Raw genomic sequence first — 19,479 nt, 5'->3', positions numbered from 1 at the left:
TTCGAGCGCGGCAACGAGCATTTGCAGAACGGTCGATTGGGCCAGACCGGCGGTGCGAAAATCCGGCTATTTCAGCGCGGTAACCAGGTCGGCGTCGGGAAAGCAGGTAGCGGAACGGCCGTTGCTGGCCTGCCATTTGCCGATCGAGCGGCGCGTCTTGAAGCCGGGCAGGCCGTCGGCGCTGCCGACATCGTAGCCCTTAGCTTCCAGCGCCCGCTGCAGGGCGGCGATGTCGGAGCGGTAGAGCCCGCCGACCGCGCCCCAATTGCCCGAGAAATTGCTGTCGCCATGGGCGATGCGATCGGCGCCATGGCCGATGAACAGGGCATAGAGATCGCTGGTGTTATACTGCTTCAGCACATAGAAATTGGGGGTGACGATGAAGGCCGGGCCGCTACGCCCGGCCGGCATCAAAAGAAAGCCCTCGGCTTTCAGTTCGCTCGCCGGGAACGGTTTACCCGACACTCGCCTGATGCCCGTATCAGCCCATTGGGAAATCTTCTTGCCCTGGTCCGGACCTTCGAGCGAGCACGAGACGCTGTCCGGCACAGTCACCTCGAAGCCCCAGCCGCGGCCCCTGACCCAGCCATAATGGACGAGATAATTGGCGATCGATGCCAGTATATCGGGCGTCGAATTCCAGATGTCGGTGCGGCCGTCGCCGTCGAAATCGACGGCATGCTTGAGGAACGATGTCGGCATGAACTGCGGCTGGCCAAGCGCGCCTGCCCAAGACGATTTCATCGCGCCGACCGGGGCAAGCCCGCGCTCGACGATCTCGAGCGCAGCCAAGAGCTCGGTGCGGAAGAATTCCTTCTTGGTCGACATGAACGCCTTGGTGCCCAGCACCTCGAAGGCGTCATAAGGCATCTTCGCCGCGCCGAAGCCGCTCTCGCGGCCCCAGATCGCCAGCAGCACTTCGCCAGGCACGCCGTAGCGTTTCTCGATCGCGGCAAGAGTCCCAGCGTTGGTCGCCTCGCGGGTGCGGCCGCCGGCGGTCACCGCTCGGACTATCTTTTCAGCGAAATAGGCGCCCGGCGAACCGAACTCGGCCTGATGCTGCTTCTGCGGCGTCGTCGCCTTCTCGCCCGGCTTCACCAGGTCGGGCAGCTTCAGGTCCGGCCTGACGCCTTCGAAGGCGGCATCGAAGGTTTTCCTGGAGATGCCTTTGGCCTTGGCTTCGGGCCAGAGGTCGTTGCTGAGCCAGGCGTGGAACTGGTCGTCGATTTTTGCCGCCGAGGCAGGGGTGGCGAGGATCAACCCAAGTAGGGCTGCTAGAAACGAGAGGCAGGCTAGTGTGCAAGCTCGGCGTTCTGTCGCGCCCCCCTCTGTCCTGCCGGACATCTCCCCCACTTGGGGGGAGATTGGCAGCTTCGATTTCTGCTCCAGCCTTGCACCGTTGAAGATTGGCGAAAGCCAGCGCGACAGCCGATCTCCCCCCTGGAGGGGGAGATGTCCGGCAGGACAGAGGGGGGCGCGACGGAACGCAATCATCTCGGAAGCACTCTCCCCGCAACTCGCCTCAAAACACCGTCCGCGAGCGCAGTGCGGCGGCCAGCGTGCCTTCGTCGAGATAATCGAGTTCGCCGCCGACCGGAACACCGTGCGCCAGGCGCGTCACCTTGATGTCGAAGCCGGAAAGCTGGTCGGTGAGGTAGTGCGCGGTGGTCTGGCCCTCGACCGTGGCGTTGACGGCGAGGATCACTTCCTTGACTTCGCCGCCGGCGACGCGATCGACCAGCGAACGGATGTTTAGCTCATCAGGACCAATGCCGTCGAGCGGCGACAGCGTACCGCCGAGCACATGGTAGCGCACGTTCATGGCTGTCGCCCGCTCCAGCGCCCAAAGGTCGGCCACGTCCTCGACGACGATGAGCGTAGTGGGGTCGCGGCGGGGGTCGGTGCAGATCATGCATGGATCCGAGGTATCGACATTGCCGCAGGTCGAGCAGATGCGCACCTTGTCGACCGCCTCGCCCATGGCGGCGGCGAGCGGCGCCAGCAATTGTTCCTTCTTCTTGATGAGGTGGAGCGCGGCGCGGCGTGCCGAACGCGGACCGAGCCCCGGCACCTTGGCCAGCAGCTGGATCAGGCGTTCGATCTCGGGACCGGCGATTCGCTTCGACATCGCACCGGTTTAGGATTTTTCCGCACGCTTTGGAACAGTTGAGCGGCCAGGGGCTCCGCTCTTCCCTTCTCCCCTTGTTGTGGGAGAAGGGAAGGCCGACGTCGCGGCCAGTGCTGCCGTCCTCAGTTTTCTTCCAGTGGCCGGGTCTGGCCGGCGATCATCGCGCCGATGGCGTCGGTATTCTCGGGCGTTGTCTCGAACGACATTGTCGGCTCTGCCGGCGCTGCCTCGAAGGAGGTGACAGGCCGCGCGCTCACGGTTCCACCGAAGCGGGCCGCATCCGGCTCCTGCATTGGCTCTTGCAGCGCTACAAGCATCGGCTTCTCCGGTGTCGCCCTCGCCGCGGTTGCTATCCCGGCAGTCACCCTTGTCTGCTTTGCCGGCTGCGATGCCGCGGCGGTCACATAAGTCGCTTTGGCGAATGTCGGCTTGACCTCGCGTGCCGGCTCCGCCGAGGCGACAAGTATGGCCTGAGCGGCAGGCGCTTGCGGCTTGGCCTGGGCCATGGCGACTACCGGCTCGTCCGGCAGCGGCTGCCAGTTGCGGCCGCGCTTTTCATAGAAGGCATTGCCGCCGGCGACCATGGTGTAGTGCATGTTCTTGTAGGGGAAGCGCAGGCCGGCGGTGTGGAAGAACATGGTGTTCTTCAGCTTGGCTTTGCGCTCGCCCTTGAGCACCGCCTCGGCGGCTTCCTCGACGTCGGGCATCGCCTTCGAATTCATCGGCCGTGTCATGACGCCCGGCGCGAACTGCCCGCGCTCGCCGACGACCTGGCAGATGGTGTTGCCGTGATTGCCGGACCGCAGACGGTTCATCACCACCGTGCCGACCGCAATCATGCCGTCACGGCTCGACCGGTTGGACTCGAAGAACATCGCCCGCTCCAGGCATTCCTTCTCCTTCGGCGTGGAATTGTAGGAGCGCGAGCTCAGGAAACTCGGCGTAATGGCATCGGTCAGGCTGGACATGCCGTGCGAGGCGGTCTGACTGCAAGCGGCCAAAAACAGCGGCGAGATAACGACGCCGAGCCGCAACGGCGTCTTCCATCGGGTAGAGATCAACAGGTGTCCCCTCAATTCTGCTGCCAGCCCGCCCCTGGTTGCGGCAAGAATGAGACACTTTCAGGCAAAAAGATGGCTAAAGCGTTATTAAGTGTGGGGAGTTGCCTAATAGACACAGCTGGCGGGCTTCCGAGAACCGGAGCGGAGCGTACGTTTCGTGAGCACCGGAAGCGCAGGAAGCCGCCGTTTGCAGGCCGGCATCACCTGGATATCAACACACCTTAGAACGGCAGCTTCATTCCCGGCGGGATCGGTAGGCCCGCGGTCAGCGCCCTGGTCTTCTCCTGCATGATCTGCTCGACCTTGGTCCTGGCGTCGTTGTGGGCAGCGAGAAGCAGGTCCTCGAGAATCTCGACCTCGTCTTCCTTGAACAGCGACGGGTCGATCTTCAGCGACTTCATCTCGAATTTGCCGGTCAGCGTCACGCTGACCAGGCCGCCGCCGGCCTGCCCGGTGGCTTCCAGCGTGGCGATCTCATCCTGCATTGCCTGGAACTTGGCCTGCATTTCCTTTGCCTTGCCCATCATGCCGAGAAGGTCTTTCATCGCACGGTCCTTTGCAGCTGGTGCTGGTTGTTTCAGGTTTCGTCGTCGTCGGCCGGCGGCTCGACCGGCACTTCGGCCTCGTCGGCTTCCGGCGCGTCGGGAATGCGCACGTCGATGATCTTGGCGCCGGGAAAGCGCGCCAGGATGGCGGCGACCGTCGGGTCGCTCTTGGCATCGAGGAAGGCGTTTTCGCGCTTTGTCGATTCCATCTCGGCCAAGGTCTGGCCGCCCTCGTCCTTCGACAGCGACACCAGCCAGTTGCGGCCGGTCCAGGCGCGCAGCTTGGCGGTCAAATCATTGAGCAACATCTTCGGCGCATCGTCGGTCAGGCTGACGTCGATACGACCGGGCTCGATGCGCACCAGCCGCACGCAACGCTTCACCAGCACCTTGAAGGCCATGTCGCGCTGGGCGTCGGCAAGGGCGACAATGTCGGCCAGCGATTTCACCGGCACCGGCGGCGCCTCGACCGCCGGCTCCGGCGGAGCAACGAAGTTGGTCGGCACGGGCTCGGCCTCGACCAGGCGCATTGTCTGGGCGCCGCCATTGGCCGTCGGCATCCGCGCCTGCGCCACGGCGCCGGCACCACCGCTTGCAGGCGCATGGTTTGCGGGGCCGGGGCTTGCCGGCGTGCCATTCGCGCGCGGCGCGGCGCCCGGCAGGGTACCGCCGTTCTCCAGCGATTTCAGCGCCTCGTCCAGCGTCGGCAGGTCGGCGGCATGGGCCAGCCGGATCAGCACCATCTCGGCGGCGCTGACCGGGCGGTTGGAAGTCTGCACCTCGGGAATGCCTTTCAAGAGCATCTGCCACGTCCGCGACAGCACCTTGACCGACAGCGTGCTGGCGAAATCGGCGCCGCGCCGGCGCTCGTCCTCGGACAGCGAGGCGTCGTCGATGGCAGCCGGCACGAAACGCAGACGGGTGACCAGATGGTTGAACTCGGCAAGGTCGGTCAGCACCGCGGCAGGATCGGCGCCGGTATCGTACTGGGCACGGAATTCGGCAAGTGCGGCGGCGACGTCGCCCTTCATGACATGTTCGAACAGGTCGACGATGCGGGCACGGTCGGCAAGGCCGAGCATAGCACGCACCGCTTCGGCGCTGACCGCGCCGCCGCCATGGGCGATCGCCTGGTCGAGGATCGACTGCGCATCGCGCATCGAGCCTTCGGCCGCGCGCGCGATCATCGCCAGCGCATCGTCTTCGACTTCGATGCCCTCCAGACCGGCTATCCTGGCAAGGTCGGCCTTGATCATTGCCGCATCGATGCGCCTGAGGTCGAAACGCTGGCAGCGCGACAGGACGGTGATCGGCACCTTGCGGATTTCGGTGGTGGCGAAGATGAACTTGACGTGCGGCGGCGGCTCTTCCAGCGTCTTCAGCAGGCCGTTGAAGGCCTGGTTGGAAAGCATGTGCACTTCGTCGATGATGTAGACTTTGTAGCGCGCCGATACCGGGGCGTAGCGCACGCGCTCGATGATGTCCCTGATGTCGTCGATGCCGGTATGCGAGGCGGCGTCCATCTCGATGACGTCGACATGCCGGCCTTCCATGATCGCCTGGCAATGCTCGCCGAGCACGGCAAGGTCGACGGACGGCTGGTCGACGGTCGATGTTTTGTAGTTCAGGGCCCGCGCGAGTATGCGCGCGGTCGTCGTCTTGCCGACGCCACGCACGCCGGTCAGCATCCAGGCCTGGGCGATGCGGCCGGTGGCAAAGGCATTGGTCAACGTGCGGACCATCGGCTCCTGGCCGATCAGTTCGGAGAAATTCGACGGTCGGTATTTGCGCGCCAGCACGCGGTAGGCGGCAGGCTTGTCCAATTTCCCGGCCTCGTTTCCGGCTTCGCTCATTCGCCCGTTAAGCTCCAAGGGCTGCCACTGGAGGCGGCCGATTCCTGCGCATAGTTTCGCCCGCACGGCTTGGCGCCGTCAATGTCGGGGCAAAAGGCGAAGAGGCGGGAGGCTGGAACAATGACCCGTTCCGGGCTCGTTAGGGCTGCTTCCTTCCGGACCTGACCCGGTTGGCGAGTGGACCGTCCACCACCAACCTCCCAGCCTCCATATCGGCAATCCGGCGATGAAATGCAAGTGCGGATGATAGGGCCTTGAGCGACGGCGAAAGCTGAAACCAAAAACCCGCCTCGGCGGGCGGGTCGTTGGTGCGAAATAATCACCATAGCGAGATTAGTAGCATAGCTGCCGGCACAAAGCAAGAACAAAATGTGGCCGCGATCAAAATCGTTGACCTCGGCGGGGCAGCGCCAAGCTGATGCAATTTGCCCGGGCCCTCACTTCTTCGCGCACAATCAGCGCCGCGACGGCCAATGTTGCTTGCTGCCCCTTGCGGCCCTTCGGAAGCCGCTCTAGCGTCGATGGAGTTCAAAAAACATCAAAAGTGAGGGAAACGCCGATGTTGCCGGGCCTCAAGGCCGGATTCACGCTTGACGCCCAGCTGGAAGCCGACAGCGAACAGCTGATGTGGCTCGGCCTGTGCGAATTGCGCGTCATGAACGACCGCCGCTGGCCATGGCTGCTGCTGGTGCCGCAGCGGCCGGGCATTGAGGAAATCCACGACATGACGCCGCTCGACCAGGCGATGCTGACCTTCGAGACCAACATGGTGGCGCTGGCGCTGAAGCGGGTGACCGGCTGCACCAAGATCAACACCGGCGCACTCGGCAACATCGTGCGCCAGTTGCATGTGCACGTCGTTGCGCGCTCGGAAGGCGATCCCGGCTGGCCCGGCCCGGTGTGGGGGCACGGCCTGCGCGAGCCCTACCAGCGCTCCGACCTTCGCAAGTTTGCGGAAAAGATCAAGGCAGCGCTATAAGCCTCTCCCGTGTCCACCTTGAACCTTCCCGAGTCCGCATGAGCTTTCGCCTGTTTGACGCGCCCTTGCGCGAGCCGAGCCAGTTCGTCGGCTTCGCCGGCAACATTATCGACCGGCAGTCCGAAAACCGCGCCGACGATTCCGTCGAAAACGCACTCGCCGATCCCTCGGCGCGGCTTTTGCTGATGCGTGGCGGCCGGCTCTATCTGAAGCTTGCGCAAGGCGCATTCGACCCCTGGTTCGGCGTGGCCGAATGCCGGCCGCTCGAAGCATCGCTCGAAAACGGCGTCCTGCTCGGTTTTTCCGAAAGCGGCCCGGTGCTGGCGCTGCCGGCCGGGGTCGAGCCCGAGCAGCTTCCCGAGACGATCAAGGCGATCGACTATCGCTCGGTCTATATGCAGGGGCTGATCGACGAAGCGGCGGCCGGCGCGCTGGCGCAAGGGGCGGCGCTGCTCGCCTGGCATGCCAGCCATCGCTTCTGCAGCAAATGCGGCACCGAAGCCGAGATGCGGGCGGGCGGCTACAAGCGGCATTGCCCGGCCTGCGGTACGGAGCACTTTCCGCGCACCGACCCGGTGGCGATCATGCTGACGGCAACACGCGAAAAATGCCTGCTCGGCCGCGGCCGGCATTTCGGGCCCGGCATGTATTCGGCGCTCGCCGGTTTCATCGAGCCGGGCGAGACGATCGAGGCGGCGGTGCGCCGCGAAACGCTGGAGGAAGCCGGCATCAGGCTCGGCCGCGTTGTCTACCACGCCAGCCAGCCCTGGCCGTTTCCCTATTCGCTGATGATCGGCTGCTTCGGCGAACCGCTCAACGACGATATCCAGCCCGACCTCAACGAGCTGGAAGATTGCCGCTGGTTCTTTCGCGACGAGGTGCTCTCGATGCTGGCCCGCGAGCATCCGGGCGGCCTGGTGACACCGCCGAAGGGGGCGATCGCCTATAACCTCATCCGCGCCTGGGCTGACAGCGCGTGACACGAAGACATCGCAGGAGCAAAAAATGATCCGTCATACCGTCGCGTTCACGCTGAAACACCCGCCGCATTCGCTCGAGGAAAAACGGTTCCTCGCCGACGCCAAGAGGATTCTCACGGCGATAAAGGGCGTCACGCATTTCGAGCAGTTGCGGCAGGTCAGTCCCAAGAACGACTACCGCTTCGGCTTCTCGATGGAGTTCGCCGATCAGCGGGCCTATTCCGGCTACAACGACCATCCCGACCACGTCGCCTTCGTCCGCGACCGCTGGATCCCGGAAGTCGAGGCGTTTATGGAGATCGACTACGTGCCGCTCGGCTGGGGCTGAGACTGGAAAGCGGCGCTCTAACAAATCAATACCCGGCGTCGCGATCCACCACATTTTCCAGCGCTTCGCCGCGCTCGAAAGCATCCATCTGACGCAGCATGATCGGCGCCAGGTGGACCGGATCGGAGGTTGCCGCCGCGTGCGGCGTCACGAACACTTTGGGGTGGCTCCATAGCGGGCTGGTCTTCGGCAGCGGCTCGACCTCGAACACGTCGAGGCTGGCTTCCTTCAGCGTGCCGTCGTCCAGCGCGCGCAAAATGTCGGCGTCCTTCTGCAGCCTGCCGCGCCCGGCATTGATCAGCACTGAGCCGCCGAGGCCGTTGCGCTTCCGCAGCTCCTTCAGCACGCCGTGGTTGATGATACCGTGCGTCTCTGGCGTCAGCGGCAGCAGCACCACCAGGATATCGGTGGCGTTGAGGAACGGGATCAGGCCGGCCTCGCCCGCGTAAGTCGAGACACCTTGCATCGGCCGATCGCTGCGCGACCAGCCATTGACGGGAAAGCCGAGCGACAACAGCACCGATGCCGCCGCGCGGCCAAGCGTGCCGAGCCCCATAATGCCGACCGAAATGTCGCTGGCCGGCCGCTGCTGCGGTTCATGCCAGATCTTCTTCTGCTGCTGGGCGCGGTAGAGCATGCCTTGGCGATGGTGGTCGAGCACCCGCCAGACGACGTATTCGGTCATGTACTGGGTCAGGTTGTCGGCCACCACCTTGACGACCGGTACGTCGGGCAAGGTGGGATCGGCGAAGATGTGGTCGACGCCGGCGCCGATCGAGAAGATGGCGCGCAGATTGGGCAGCGACGACAACAGGTTCGGCCGCTGTTTCCACACCACAGCATAGGTAATCGAGGGATCGCCGGCGCCATTCGGCTCGAGCACCACCTCGCGCTCCGCCGACAGCAGTTCGCGCCAGCGCAGCGGATGAATACCGGTGAGGGCAAGCAGGATGCGGCCTTTTTCCATTGCGGATTGTTTTTCCCTTTTTACCAACAGCGTTCGAGTCCCGACGCGCAAGGCGCGGCAGCGTTTTGATTTTGTGCATGATCTCTGGCGAAAATCTACTCGCTGACGATGCCGACCGGCGCCGTTTCGATCTTGAACGCGGCCGAGATCAACGCCTTTGTATAGTCGGTCCGCGGGCTGCCGAAAATCTGTTCGGAAGGACCGGCCTCGACGATCCTGCCGTTGCGCATGACGATGACTTCGTTGGCGAGCGCGCGGATGACCCTCAGATCGTGGCTGATGAAGAGGTAGGCGAGGTCGTGCTTGGCCTGCAGGCTGCGCAAGAGGTCGACGACCTGCGCCTGCACGCTCATGTCGAGCGCCGAGGTCGGCTCGTCCAGCATGACGAAACGCGGGTTGAGCACCATGGCGCGCGCGATGGCGACGCGCTGGCGCTGGCCGCCGGAGAATTCGTGCGGATAGCGGTTGCGCGTCGCCGGATCGAGGCCGACTTCCCCGAGCACGTCGACGACTCTGCTGTCGCGCTCATCGGGCGACAGCTTCGGCTCATGGATCTTCAACCCTTCCTCGATGATCTCGGCGACCGACATGCGCGGACTGAGCGAACCGAACGGATCCTGGAAGACGATCTGCAACGCGCGCCGCAACGGCCGCATTTCGTTGAAGGACAGCTGATCGATGCCGCGTCCGTTGAACTGGATGGTCCCGGTCGACGAGATCATCCTGGCCAGCGCCAGGCCGAGCGTCGTCTTGCCTGAGCCGGATTCGCCGACGACGCCAAGCGTCTGGCCGGCCCGCACGGCGACGTCGATGCCGTCGACCGCCTTCACATTGTCGACGGTGCGCCGGAAGAAGCCCTTCTTGATCGGAAACCAGACCTTGACGTCCTTGCCGACCATCACCGGCTTGGCGGTCTGGTTGGCCGCCGGCGGCTTGCCTTTCGGCTCGGCGGCAAGCAGATGCCGCGTGTAGGCGTGCTGCGGATTGGCGAATATCTCCTTGGTCGGGCCGGTCTCGACGATCTTGCCCTTGGTCATCACGCAGACCCGGTCGGCGATCTTCCTGACGATGCCGAGATCGTGGGTGATGAACAGCATCGACATGTTCTTGCGGCTTTTCAGGCCGGCCAGCAATTCGAGGATCTGCGCCTGGACGGTGACGTCGAGCGCCGTCGTCGGCTCGTCGGCGATCAAAAGTTCAGGCTCGTTGGCCAGCGCCATGGCGATCATGACGCGCTGGCGCTGGCCGCCGGATAGCTGGTGCGGATAGGCGTCGAGCCGCTTTTCCGGTTCGCGGATGCCGACCTCGTGCAGAAGTTCCAGCGTGCGCGCCTTGGCTTTGCGATCCCCCAGGCCCTGATGCAGCTTCAATACCTCGACGATCTGCTGCTCGATCGTATGCAGCGGGTTGAGCGAGGTCATCGGCTCCTGGAAGATCATGGTGATCTTGTTGCCGCGCACGCGGCGCAGGTCTCTCTCGTCGGCGGCAAGCAGGTCGGCGCCGAGGAACAGGATCTTTCCCGAAGGGTGGCTGGCAGTCGGATACGGCAGCAGCTTCAGCACCGACAGCGCGGTGACCGACTTGCCGGAGCCGGATTCGCCGACCAGCGCCACCGTCTCGCCCTTGGCGAGGTCGAAGGAAATATGGTCGACGGCCATCGACTGGTTGCCGCCTTGCGTGAAAGCGACGCTGAGATCCCGGACCGAAAGGAGAGGGGTGTCGCTCATCTGAACGTCTTGCGCGGATCGAAGGCGTCGCGCGTGGCCTCGCCGACGAAGACCAGCAGCGACAGCATCAGCGAGATGACGACGAAGCCGGAAATGCCGAGCCAGGGCGCGTTGAGGTTGCGCTGTGCCTGCTTCAACAGCTCACCCAGCGAGGCGGCGCCGGGTGGCAGGCCGAAGCCGAGATAGTCGAGCGAGGTCAGCGTCGAGATCGAGCCGCTGAGCAGGAAGGGCAGGAAGGTCAGCGTCGCCACCATGGCGTTGGGCAGCAGATGCCGGAACATGATGGTGACGTTGGACACGCCGAGCGCGCGCGCCGCATTGACATATTCGAAGTTACGGGCGCGCAGGAACTCGGCCCGCACCACGCCGACCAGTGCCACCCAGGAGAACAGCAGCATCAATCCGAGCAGGATGAAGAAGCCGGGCGGCAGGATGGCGGCGACGATCAGGAGCAGATACAGCACCGGGATGGCCGACCAGATCTCGATGAAGCGCTGGAAAAGAAGGTCGGTCCAGCCGCCGAAATAGCCCTGCAGAGCGCCGGCCGCCACGCCGATCAGCGCCGAGCCGGCAGTCAGGATCAGGCCAAACAGCACCGAGATCCTGAAGCCGTAGATGACGCGCGCCAGCACGTCGCGGGCCTGGTCGTCGGTGCCCAGCCAGTTCCAGTTGCCGACGTTGCAATTGGGGTCTGCCTCGCCTTTCGGATACTGGTTGCAGCGCGTCTTCTTGTCGTAGAGCCAGGACGGCTTGGTCGGTGCTGCTTCGGGAATAGCGTTGTTGACGGTCTGGTAGGAGTAGCGCACCGGCGGCCAGACCATCCAGCCATTGGCGTTGATCTCGTCCTGGATGACCGGGTCGCGGTAGTCGGTGACCGCATAGAAGCCACCGAACTTCTCCTCGGGATAGGCGACCAGGACCGGGAACAGGATCTCGCCCTTGTAGGAGGCGATGATCGGCTTGTCGTTGGCGATCAGTTCGGAAACCAGCGACAGCACGAACAGGAACAGGAAAATCCACAACGACCAGTAGCCGCGCCGGTTGGACTTGAAGTTCTGCAGGCGCCGCTGGTTGAGCGGCGACAGAAAGGGCCGCGCGATCCGAGGCGGCGCCGTTTCGGCTGTCACCTGCGCCATCAGACGTCTCTCCGCTCGAAGTCGATGCGCGGATCGACCCAGGTATAGATCAGATCGGACAGCAGCCCGACGAACAGGCCAAGCAGCGAGAAGATGTAGAGATTGGCGAAGACCACCGGATAGTCGCGCTGCACCACCGAGTTGAAACCAAGCAGGCCGAGGCCGTCGAGCGAAAAGATGTTCTCGATCAGCAGCGACCCGGTGAAGAATGCCGAGATGAAGGCACCGGGAAAACCGGCGATGACGATCAGCATGGCGTTGCGGAAGACGTGGCCATAAAGCACCTGCCGCTCCGACAGGCCCTTGGCGCGGGCGGTGACCACATATTGCTTGCGGATTTCCTCGAGGAAGGAATTCTTGGTCAAAAGCGTCGTCGTGGCGAAGGCCGACAGCACCAGCGCGGTCAGCGGCAGGGTCATATGCCAGAAATAGTCGACGATCCGCTGCGGCCAGGACAGCTGGTCCCAATTGTCGGAGGTGATGCCGCGCAGCGGAAACCAGTCCCAGAACGAGCCGCCGGCAAACAGCACCATCAGCAAGATGCCGAACAGGAAGCCCGGAATCGCGTAGCCGACGATGACGACGCCGCTGGTCCAGACGTCGAAAGTGGAGCCGTCCTTGACCGCCTTGCGGATGCCGAGCGGGATCGAGATCAGGTAGGACAAAAGCGTGATCCACAGCCCGATCGAGATCGACACCGGCATCTTTTCCAGGATCAGGTCGAGCACCGATATGTCGCGGAAATAGCTGTCGCCGAAATCGAAGCGGAGATAGTTCCACAGCATCATGCCGAAGCGCTCGAGCGGCGGCTTGTCGAAGCCGAACTGCTTCTCCAGCTTCTTGATGAATTCGGGATCGAGCCCTTGCGCGCCGCGGTATTTCGAGCCGACGTCGCCGGCGACATCGACATTGGCGCCGCCGGCATCACCGCCGCCGCCGCCGAGGCGATCGCTGCCGCCCTGGTTGGTCAGCCTGGCGATGACCTGCTCGACCGGCCCGCCTGGAGCAAACTGGATGACGGCAAATGACACCGCCATGATACCGAACAGGGTCGGGATCATCAAAAGGATGCGGCGCAGTATGTAGGCGCCCATCAGGCTTTACCCTCCTTGAGGACGACCATTGTGTCTAAAGGTGCCCCCAAGGCAATCGCCCCACGCCAATTGCCGAAGTCGGTGCCGCCCCTCATTGTCCTGCCGGACATTTCTCCCCGTATAGTGACGGGGAGAAAGGGGCTGGCCGTAGTCTCGGCGCTTCTATAGCGACGCTTATGGTCGGCGAAACCATCGATGAAGGCGCCCCTCTCCCCGTCGCTATACGGGGAGAGGATGCCGGCAGGCAGGTGAGGGGCGGCGCCAACGCTCGCAAGAAATTCAGGCTTTGCCAATTTTTGCCGCCTTGTCTTTGTCGAACCACCACGACGTCTCGACCGGAAAGTCGTAATCCGGCTTTTGAGCGGGAAAGCCGAACATGTCCCAGAAGGCTGCCCGGTGATTCGCCAGATGGTATGTTGGAATCCAGTCTAGCCGCGCGCGCAAGACCCGATCGAGCGCGTTGAGCGCGGTGACGAGTTCGATCCGGCTCTGCGCCTTGCCGACTGCCTCGATCAGCGCGTCGATGGCTTTGCTTTCCGTACCCGGATAGTTGCGCATCCCCGGCGTTTTCGCCATCCGGGAAGCATAGAGGATCTCCAAACCATCGGCGGTTGGCGTCGCTCCGATCGACCATGCGAGCATGTTGAAGTCGAAGTCGAAATTGCTCTGCCGCGCTTCAAACTGCGCCGAATCGACCTGCCGGACCGAAGCGTCGATGCCGATCGCCTTCATATTCTCGGACCACGGAAGGAAGATGCGAACGAGGCCATCGTCCTCGGCCAGCATTTCCACCCGCAGCCGGTCGCCCTTGTCATTGACTACGAAATTGCCCGTTCGCTTCCAGCCGGCTTCGGCAAGCAGTCTCGAAGCCTCGCGCAGCAGCTTGCGGTCGTGGCCCGAACCGTCGGAGACGGGTTGCATCACCGGATCGCCGAAGGTCTCCGGCGGCAACTCGGCTCGAAACGGCTCCAGCAGTTTCAATTCCTGGGGTGAGGACAGGCCCTTGGCCTTGTAATCCGACCGCTCGAAGTTCGATTGCGAACGCTCGTAGGAGTCGAAAAACAGAACCCGCCTGGTCCATTCGAAGTCGAAGCAATAGGCGATTGCCTGTCTCACGCGAATGTCGCGGAACTGCGGACGGCGCTGATTGAGTGCGACAGCCTGCATGGATGGCGTTTTCTCGCCGGGAAATTCGCGTTTGACGACCCTGCCATCCTTCAGCGCTGGAAAGTCGTAGCCGGCCGCCCATACCCGCGCGGTGAACTCCTCGCGAAAATGCGTATCCCCTTTCTTGAACGCTTCAAACGCTGCCTGGCGATCAAGGTAGAAATCGATACGGATGCGGTCGAAATTATTAAGCCCGCGGTTCACGGCCAGATCGCGGCCCCAATAATCGGCGACGCGTTCATATTCGATGGTCTGCCCGGCCACCACCCGCCCCATTCGGTACGGCCCGGAACCGAGCGGCGGGGTCATCGTCGAGGCGTCGAAATCATTGGCCGTGTAGAAAACTTTGGACACGATCGGCATTACGACGATGGCGAGGATATTCTGCGCGGACTGCTGGCCGTTGAAGGTAAGGCTGACTGTAAGCGGATCGATTGCGGCCGCATCCGTCATATGCCGCAGCGCTTGGGAAAGGTTCGGGTGTCCCCGGTCTTTGTAGAGGTTCAATGCGAAGACACCGTCCTCAGCCGTCAGCGGCGAGCCGTCATGAAAGCGCGCTTGTGGCCGCAGGCTGAAGCGGAAGCCGTTGCGGTCCTGCGACAAGGTAACGGATTCGGCAAGCAGGCCGTAGACCGCATCCGGCTCATCGACTGCCCTTGCCATCAGGGAATCGAAGCAGAGCTCGGTGCGCGGCGGCGAATCCCCCTTCAACACCAGCGAGTTCAGCGTGTTGAAGGTCAGGAAGCTCTGATTGAGGGTGGAGTTCGGCGGGGCGAAATTCATCCGGCCGCCCTTGGGAGCGTCCGGATTGACATAGTCGAAATGCGCGAAATCCGGAGGATATTTGAGATCGCCGAAGGCCGACAGGCCGTGCAGCTTCACGCCGGTCGGGATGGCGGCGAAAGCCCGGCCGGGCAGCAGCGCCGCGGCCGCGGCGGCACCGCCCAGGGCGAGGAAGTCGCGACGGGGCAGCGCCGTCATCAATTGCCACTCTTGTATTTGGCCGCCAGCGCCTTTTCCTTGACCGGATCAATCCACCAGGAATTCTGGTCGACGCCGCTATAGGCGGGCTGCTTCTCCGGCATGCCGAACTTGTTCCAGTAGGCGAGCCAGACCACGGCACGGTAATATTGCGGCACGACATAGTAGTTCCACAGCAGCACCCGGTCGAGCGCATGGGTGGCGGCAACCAGATCGTCGCGGTCGGTGGCAAAGATGACCCGGTCGACCAAGGCATCGACGACCGGATTCTTGATGCCGGCGTAATTGCGCGATCCCGGCGAATCGGCGGCCTTGGAACTCCAGAAATCGCGCTGTTCATTGCCAGGAGAGTCCGACTGCCCGAGTATCGAAGTGACCACGTCAAAGTCGAAGTGAGTGACTCGGTTGATATACTGGGTTTGGTCGATCAGGCGCAGCGTTGCGTCGACGCCGATCTTGCGCAGATTGGCGATGTAGGGGCTGGCGATGACCTGGTCGGTGTCGTTCCAGCCGAGGATTTCGAACTTGAATGGCTCGCCGGTCTTGGCGTTGACCATCTTGCCGCCTTTGATCACCCAGCCAGCCTTGGCGAACAGATCGACCGCGGTTTTCAGGTATTTGCGCTCCGCTTGGGCGGTGTCGTAGACCGGCAGCTTGAATTCCTGTGTGAAGACTTCAGGCGGCAGCTTGTCGCGGTACTGCTCGAGGATTTCCAGTTCCTTGCCTTGCGGCAGGCCGCTCGACGCCAGCTCAGTGCCCTGGAAATAGCTGCTGGTGCGGGTGTTGGATCCGAAGAACAGGGTCCGGTTCATCGTCTCGAAGTCGAACGGATACATCAACGCGGCGCGCACCAGGCGATCCCTAAACAGCGGGAGCCTGGTGTTGAGCATGAAGGCCTGCATCGGTTCGGGCGACGCGGTCTTGAATTCCTTCTTGATGACGTCGCCGGCCTGAACTGCCGGGAAGTCATAGGCCGTGTTCCAGCGCCTCGAACTGTTCTCCGGCTTGATGTCGTCCAGCCCGCCCTTGGTGAAGGCCTGCCAGGCGGCATTGTCGTCGAGAAAATAGGTGAAACGCTGCCTGTCGAAATTCTCACGGCCAACTTTCACCGGCAGCTTGGCCGCCCAGTAGTCCGGCACGCGCTGCCAGATGATTTCGGACCCCGGCTTGAAGCTGGCGATCTTGTAGGCGGCGGAGCCGAGCGGCGGCTCCTGCGTCGGCTTTGTGACGTCGCGCTTCTTGCCGTTGGCGTCGGTGCCCTCCCACCAGTGCTTGGGCAGCACGACGAGACCGCCGAGGATTTGAGGTAACTCCCGATTGCCCTTCTGGTTGAAATGGAACTCCACCTCGCGATCGGAGATCGCAACCGCGTCGGTGACGTTCTCGAAATAACGGCTGTACATCGGGCTGTTGGCCTTCAGCACCTGGAACGACCAGATCACATCGTCGGTCGTTATCGGCTGGCCGTCATGCCATTTCGCGCGCGGATCGAGCCTGTAGGTCGCCGAGGAATAGTCGGCCGGGTATTTGTAGGCATCGGCGATCAGCGGATGGTTGACGCTGCCCTCATCCGTCGCCTGCTCCATCAGCGTGTCGTAGAGCAGCCCGCCGCCGAACTGCGCGAAGCCGGCGGCCGGCGAACCCTGCACGATATAGGGGTTGAAGCTGTCGAACGTGCCGAGCACCACTGAGTTCACTGTGCCGCCCTTCGGCGCATCCGGATTGACGTAGTCGTAGTGCTGGAAATTGTCGCCGTATTTGGATTCGCCGATCAGCGACGAGGTCGTGCGCCATTCGTCCGCGAAGGCCGCCTGCAGGCCGCCGGCAAAAGCAGCCACAAACAGCACTGATTTCAGAAGCGCCCGCGCTCGGCCAACCGTCATGCGTTCTCCTCTTCGCGATATAGCGCCGTCACCATAGCGTCTGGGCCCAATCTAGATCATTTGGCGGCGCTGAAAACCGCAACCGAGCGGCTTTGTCGTCGCATATGCATTTTTCCTAACGAAAAAGCCGGGCTGAACCCGGCTTTTTCAAGGATAATGTCATTACAGTTTTGTTATTTTGCGGGTGCCGCCGGGGCGGCTGGCGCCGCGCCTTCTGCCGGCTTGGCAGGGGCTGCACCTTCGGCCGGCTTGGCGGGCGCGTTTTCGGCCGAGGCGCCGGGCGCCGGCAGCGGCTTCGGATTGTCCGACAGCGTGCGCAAATAGGCGATGACGTTGGCGCGGTCCTCATCCTTGGGCAGGCCGGCGAAGCCCATCGCGGTGCCCTTCACGAACTTCTTCGGCGAGGTGATGAAGTGGTTGAGATTGTCGTAGGTCCACTTCTCGCTGCCGCCCTTGGAGAACTCCTTCATGCCGGCCGAATAGGCAAAGCCCTCATGCTCGGCGACCGGACGGTCGACGATGTCCCAGAGATCGGGGCCGACCTTATTGGGGCCACCCTTTTCGCCGGAGTGGCAAGCCTGGCATTTCTTGAAGATGGCGGCGCCCGCTTCGGCGTTGGCAGTGGTCAGCAGCTCGGCAATCGGCTTCACGGCCGCGGCGGGAGCGGCCGGGCCGCCTTCGGCGGGCTCGGTCGCCTCGATGGCGAAGCCGGGCTTTTCCGGCGCCGGCGAGGCAAACAGCGCGTCGGACACGATGCCAACGGAAAAGACGATGAACACGGTTCCGAGGAGACCGGCGAGCAGCTTGTTGACTTCGTTGGAATCCATACGCCCCAGGCTCCCTTTCCGGCGGACCGATCCGTCCACTCCGTCCGTCGGTATCGTGATCCGCCCGGTGGAACCGGCCAAATCGCGCGGAAACTAGGTCTTTTGCTCCGGCGTTGCAACACCTATAAGGGCGCTGCCAGTGAGACCTTTTGCCACTTTGTCCTCCTCTTTTTCGAGCCCCTGCCCGCCTCATGTCCACGCTCATCCTGATCCCGGCCCGCATGGCCTCGACGCGCCTGCCGGGCAAGCCGCTCGCCGACATTGCCGGCACTCCGATGATCGTCCACGTCGCCCGCCGTGCTGCCGAGGCCGGGCTCGGCCGGGTGGTCGTCGCCACCGATACGCAAGGCGTTGCGGAGGCGGTGCGCGCGCATGGTTTCGAGGCGGTGATGACGCGGGCGGACCACGAAACCGGTTCCGACCGCATCTTCGAAGCGCTGACCATTCTCGACCCTGGCAACAGCGTCGAGACCATCGTCAATGTGCAGGGCGATCTGCCGACCATCGACCCCCTTGTTATCGGCGCCGCGCTGAAGCCTTTCGAGAACGCAGCGGTCGATATCGCCACGCTCTGCGTCGAGATCGTCCGCGACGAGGAAAAGACCAATCCGAACGTCGTCAAGCTGGTCGGCTCGCCACTCTCGACGACGCGGCTCAGGGCGCTCTATTTCACCCGCGCCACCGCCCCCTGGGGCGAAGGCCCGCTCTACCATCATATCGGCCTCTATGCCTATCGCCGCGCCGCACTAGAACGCTTCGTTGCGCTGAGGCCGTCGCCGCTGGAGCGCCGCGAGCGGCTGGAGCAATTGCGGGCGCTGGAGGCCGGCATGCGCATCGATGCGGAGATCGTCCAGTCGGTGCCGCTTGGCGTCGATACGCCGGACGATCTCGAACGCGCCAGGGCGCTCCTTTCCAACTAAGAAATTCCTCCCCCAATCCCGAGACACTGCGCATGCCTGAAAAGACCAACAAAATATCCTTCCAGGGCGAGCCGGGCGCCAATTCCGACACCGCCTGCCGCAACATGTTCCCGTCGATGGAGCCGTTGCCGTGCCCGACCTTCGAGGACGCCTTCAACGCGGTCGAGACCGGCAAGGCCGATCTGGCCATGATCCCGATCGAGAACACCATTGCCGGCCGCGTCGCCGACATCCACCACCTCTTGCCGGAATCGAAGCTGCACATCATCGGCGAATACTTTCTGCCGATCCACTTCCAGCTGATGGTGCTGCCCGGCGTCAGGCGCGACGAGATCAGGACCGTGCACAGCCACATCCACGCGCTCGGCCAATGCCGCAAATACATCCGCAAGAACGGCTGGAAGGCGACGGTGGCCGGCGACACCGCGGGCGCCGCCAAGATGGTCGCCGCAATGAAGGACCGCACCATGGCCGCGCTGGCGCCGGCGCTGGCCTCGACGCTCTACGGGCTCGACATCATCGAAGAGAATGTCGAGGACACCGACAGCAACGTCACCCGCTTCGTCGTGCTGACCAAGAACAAGCAATGGGCCGAACGTCCCTCGGCCGACGCCAGGATGATGACGACCTTCATCTTCCGCGTCCGCAACGTGCCGGCGGCGCTCTACAAGGCGATGGGCGGGTTTGCCACCAACGGCATCAACATGACCAAGCTGGAAAGCTACCAGCTCGGCGCGTTTACGGCGACGCTGTTCTACGCCGACATAGAGGGCCATCCCGACGATCCGCTGGTGAAGCTGGCACTCGACGAGTTGCGCTTTTTCTCGCGTGAAATGCGCATTCTCGGCGTCTATCCCGCCAGCGCGTCGCGCGAGCAGTGGAAGGTAGCGGATTAGGATCCGG

At 63.3% G+C, this 19,479-nt stretch carries 17 protein-coding genes and 1 other RNA gene; 5 read left to right on the top strand and 13 right to left on the bottom strand.

Annotated features, from left to right (window positions below):
• Nucleotides 1-66: 66 nt before the first annotated feature.
• The 6 genes from NKJ55_RS02820 to ffs all read right to left on the bottom strand — a co-directional run bounded on the left by NKJ55_RS02820 (nt 67) and on the right by ffs (nt 5,788).
• On the bottom strand, nt 67-1,344 hold the full coding sequence (locus tag NKJ55_RS02820; RefSeq protein ID WP_352448581.1) for a lytic murein transglycosylase: 1,278 nt from the start codon (nt 1,342-1,344) through the stop codon (nt 67-69).
• Between the two features lie 178 nt (nt 1,345-1,522).
• The gene (gene recR / locus NKJ55_RS02815; RefSeq protein WP_352448580.1) at nt 1,523-2,128 is read right to left on the bottom strand and encodes a recombination mediator RecR; all 606 of its coding nucleotides are present in this window, start codon (nt 2,126-2,128) and stop codon (nt 1,523-1,525) included.
• A 122-nt stretch (nt 2,129-2,250) separates the two neighbouring features.
• The gene (locus NKJ55_RS02810) at nt 2,251-3,189 is read right to left on the bottom strand and encodes a cell wall hydrolase (RefSeq protein WP_352448579.1); all 939 of its coding nucleotides are present in this window, start codon (nt 3,187-3,189) and stop codon (nt 2,251-2,253) included.
• A 221-nt stretch (nt 3,190-3,410) separates the two neighbouring features.
• Nucleotides 3,411-3,734, bottom strand: a complete 324-nt coding sequence (locus NKJ55_RS02805; protein WP_023676870.1) for a YbaB/EbfC family nucleoid-associated protein — start codon at nt 3,732-3,734, stop codon at nt 3,411-3,413.
• Nucleotides 3,735-3,766: 32 nt separating this feature from the next.
• Complete coding sequence (locus NKJ55_RS02800; RefSeq protein WP_352448578.1) at nt 3,767-5,587, bottom strand: DNA polymerase III subunit gamma/tau; 1,821 nt, start codon at nt 5,585-5,587, stop codon at nt 3,767-3,769.
• Nucleotides 5,588-5,691: 104 nt separating this feature from the next.
• An RNA gene (gene ffs / locus NKJ55_RS02795) (signal recognition particle sRNA small type) lies at nt 5,692-5,788 on the bottom strand.
• A gap of 358 nt (nt 5,789-6,146) precedes the next feature.
• On the opposite strand from ffs, the gene NKJ55_RS02790 reads away from it, so the two are divergent.
• The 3 genes from NKJ55_RS02790 to NKJ55_RS02780 are packed head-to-tail and all read left to right on the top strand — an operon-like array spanning nt 6,147 to nt 7,874.
• Complete coding sequence (locus NKJ55_RS02790; protein WP_352448577.1) at nt 6,147-6,566, top strand: HIT family protein; 420 nt, start codon at nt 6,147-6,149, stop codon at nt 6,564-6,566.
• 38 nt (nt 6,567-6,604) lie between these two features.
• Nucleotides 6,605-7,546 carry an NAD(+) diphosphatase gene (nudC, locus tag NKJ55_RS02785; protein ID WP_352448576.1) on the top strand — a complete coding sequence of 314 codons (942 nt, stop codon included), beginning with the start codon at nt 6,605-6,607 and terminating at the stop codon, nt 7,544-7,546.
• Between the two features lie 25 nt (nt 7,547-7,571).
• The gene (locus NKJ55_RS02780) at nt 7,572-7,874 is read left to right on the top strand and encodes a Dabb family protein (RefSeq protein ID WP_352448575.1); all 303 of its coding nucleotides are present in this window, start codon (nt 7,572-7,574) and stop codon (nt 7,872-7,874) included.
• Between the two features lie 25 nt (nt 7,875-7,899).
• Here the strand turns inward: NKJ55_RS02780 and NKJ55_RS02775 are convergent, their stop codons facing one another.
• The 7 genes from NKJ55_RS02775 to NKJ55_RS02745 all read right to left on the bottom strand — a co-directional run bounded on the left by NKJ55_RS02775 (nt 7,900) and on the right by NKJ55_RS02745 (nt 17,656).
• A complete protein-coding gene (locus NKJ55_RS02775) occupies nt 7,900-8,841 on the bottom strand; it encodes a 2-hydroxyacid dehydrogenase (protein WP_352448574.1) in 942 nt (313 codons plus the stop codon).
• Nucleotides 8,842-8,936: 95 nt separating this feature from the next.
• Nucleotides 8,937-10,568 carry an ABC transporter ATP-binding protein gene (locus tag NKJ55_RS02770; protein WP_352448573.1) on the bottom strand — a complete coding sequence of 544 codons (1,632 nt, stop codon included), beginning with the start codon at nt 10,566-10,568 and terminating at the stop codon, nt 8,937-8,939.
• On the bottom strand, nt 10,565-11,704 hold the full coding sequence (locus NKJ55_RS02765; protein WP_352448572.1) for an ABC transporter permease: 1,140 nt from the start codon (nt 11,702-11,704) through the stop codon (nt 10,565-10,567). The genes NKJ55_RS02770 and NKJ55_RS02765 overlap by 4 nt, the downstream gene beginning before the upstream one ends.
• On the bottom strand, nt 11,704-12,798 hold the full coding sequence (locus NKJ55_RS02760) for a microcin C ABC transporter permease YejB (RefSeq protein WP_352448571.1): 1,095 nt from the start codon (nt 12,796-12,798) through the stop codon (nt 11,704-11,706). The genes NKJ55_RS02765 and NKJ55_RS02760 overlap by 1 nt, the downstream gene beginning before the upstream one ends.
• A gap of 279 nt (nt 12,799-13,077) precedes the next feature.
• Nucleotides 13,078-14,946, bottom strand: a complete 1,869-nt coding sequence (locus NKJ55_RS02755; RefSeq protein WP_352448570.1) for an extracellular solute-binding protein — start codon at nt 14,944-14,946, stop codon at nt 13,078-13,080.
• Nucleotides 14,946-16,829: an extracellular solute-binding protein gene (locus NKJ55_RS02750; RefSeq protein WP_352448569.1), complete on the bottom strand. Its 1,884-nt coding sequence runs from the start codon at nt 16,827-16,829 to the stop codon at nt 14,946-14,948. Before NKJ55_RS02750 ends, NKJ55_RS02755 begins: the two co-directional genes overlap by 1 nt.
• A gap of 173 nt (nt 16,830-17,002) precedes the next feature.
• Nucleotides 17,003-17,656 carry a c-type cytochrome gene (locus tag NKJ55_RS02745; protein ID WP_352448568.1) on the bottom strand — a complete coding sequence of 218 codons (654 nt, stop codon included), beginning with the start codon at nt 17,654-17,656 and terminating at the stop codon, nt 17,003-17,005.
• Nucleotides 17,657-17,847: 191 nt separating this feature from the next.
• Between NKJ55_RS02745 and NKJ55_RS02740 the strand changes: the two genes are divergently transcribed.
• Both NKJ55_RS02740 and NKJ55_RS02735 read left to right on the top strand, forming a co-directional pair.
• Entirely contained in the window at nt 17,848-18,576 is a 729-nt protein-coding gene (locus NKJ55_RS02740; RefSeq protein ID WP_023676856.1) for a 3-deoxy-manno-octulosonate cytidylyltransferase, read from the top strand.
• A gap of 32 nt (nt 18,577-18,608) precedes the next feature.
• Nucleotides 18,609-19,472: a prephenate dehydratase gene (locus NKJ55_RS02735; RefSeq protein WP_023717847.1), complete on the top strand. Its 864-nt coding sequence runs from the start codon at nt 18,609-18,611 to the stop codon at nt 19,470-19,472.
• Nucleotides 19,473-19,479 lie beyond the last annotated feature (7 nt).

This window comes from Mesorhizobium sp. M0106 (assembly GCF_040322715.1).
Taxonomy (GTDB): domain Bacteria; phylum Pseudomonadota; class Alphaproteobacteria; order Rhizobiales; family Rhizobiaceae; genus Mesorhizobium.
Note: the sequence above shows the minus strand (reverse complement) of the source record. Positions and strands in the feature narration are given on the sequence as shown.

Bases quoted from the DNA above. Each gene is read 5' to 3' on its own strand.
- NKJ55_RS02820 (WP_352448581.1), bottom strand. From the start codon at position 1,344: ATGTCCGGCAGGACAGAGGGGGGCGCGACAGAACGCCGAGCTTGCACA.
- recR (WP_352448580.1), bottom strand. From the start codon at position 2,128: ATGTCGAAGCGAATCGCCGGTCCCGAGATCGAACGCCTGATCCAGCTG.
- NKJ55_RS02805 (WP_023676870.1), bottom strand. From the start codon at position 3,734: ATGAAAGACCTTCTCGGCATGATGGGCAAGGCAAAGGAAATGCAGGCC.
- NKJ55_RS02800 (WP_352448578.1), bottom strand. From the start codon at position 5,587: ATGAGCGAAGCCGGAAACGAGGCCGGGAAATTGGACAAGCCTGCCGCC.
- NKJ55_RS02790 (WP_352448577.1), top strand. From the start codon at position 6,147: ATGTTGCCGGGCCTCAAGGCCGGATTCACGCTTGACGCCCAGCTGGAA.
- nudC (WP_352448576.1), top strand. From the start codon at position 6,605: ATGAGCTTTCGCCTGTTTGACGCGCCCTTGCGCGAGCCGAGCCAGTTC.
- NKJ55_RS02780 (WP_352448575.1), top strand. From the start codon at position 7,572: ATGATCCGTCATACCGTCGCGTTCACGCTGAAACACCCGCCGCATTCG.
- NKJ55_RS02775 (WP_352448574.1), bottom strand. From the start codon at position 8,841: ATGGAAAAAGGCCGCATCCTGCTTGCCCTCACCGGTATTCATCCGCTG.
- NKJ55_RS02770 (WP_352448573.1), bottom strand. From the start codon at position 10,568: ATGAGCGACACCCCTCTCCTTTCGGTCCGGGATCTCAGCGTCGCTTTC.
- NKJ55_RS02765 (WP_352448572.1), bottom strand. From the start codon at position 11,704: ATGGCGCAGGTGACAGCCGAAACGGCGCCGCCTCGGATCGCGCGGCCC.
- NKJ55_RS02760 (WP_352448571.1), bottom strand. From the start codon at position 12,798: ATGGGCGCCTACATACTGCGCCGCATCCTTTTGATGATCCCGACCCTG.
- NKJ55_RS02755 (WP_352448570.1), bottom strand. From the start codon at position 14,946: ATGACGGCGCTGCCCCGTCGCGACTTCCTCGCCCTGGGCGGTGCCGCC.
- NKJ55_RS02750 (WP_352448569.1), bottom strand. From the start codon at position 16,829: ATGACGGTTGGCCGAGCGCGGGCGCTTCTGAAATCAGTGCTGTTTGTG.
- NKJ55_RS02745 (WP_352448568.1), bottom strand. From the start codon at position 17,656: ATGGATTCCAACGAAGTCAACAAGCTGCTCGCCGGTCTCCTCGGAACC.
- NKJ55_RS02740 (WP_023676856.1), top strand. From the start codon at position 17,848: ATGTCCACGCTCATCCTGATCCCGGCCCGCATGGCCTCGACGCGCCTG.
- NKJ55_RS02735 (WP_023717847.1), top strand. From the start codon at position 18,609: ATGCCTGAAAAGACCAACAAAATATCCTTCCAGGGCGAGCCGGGCGCC.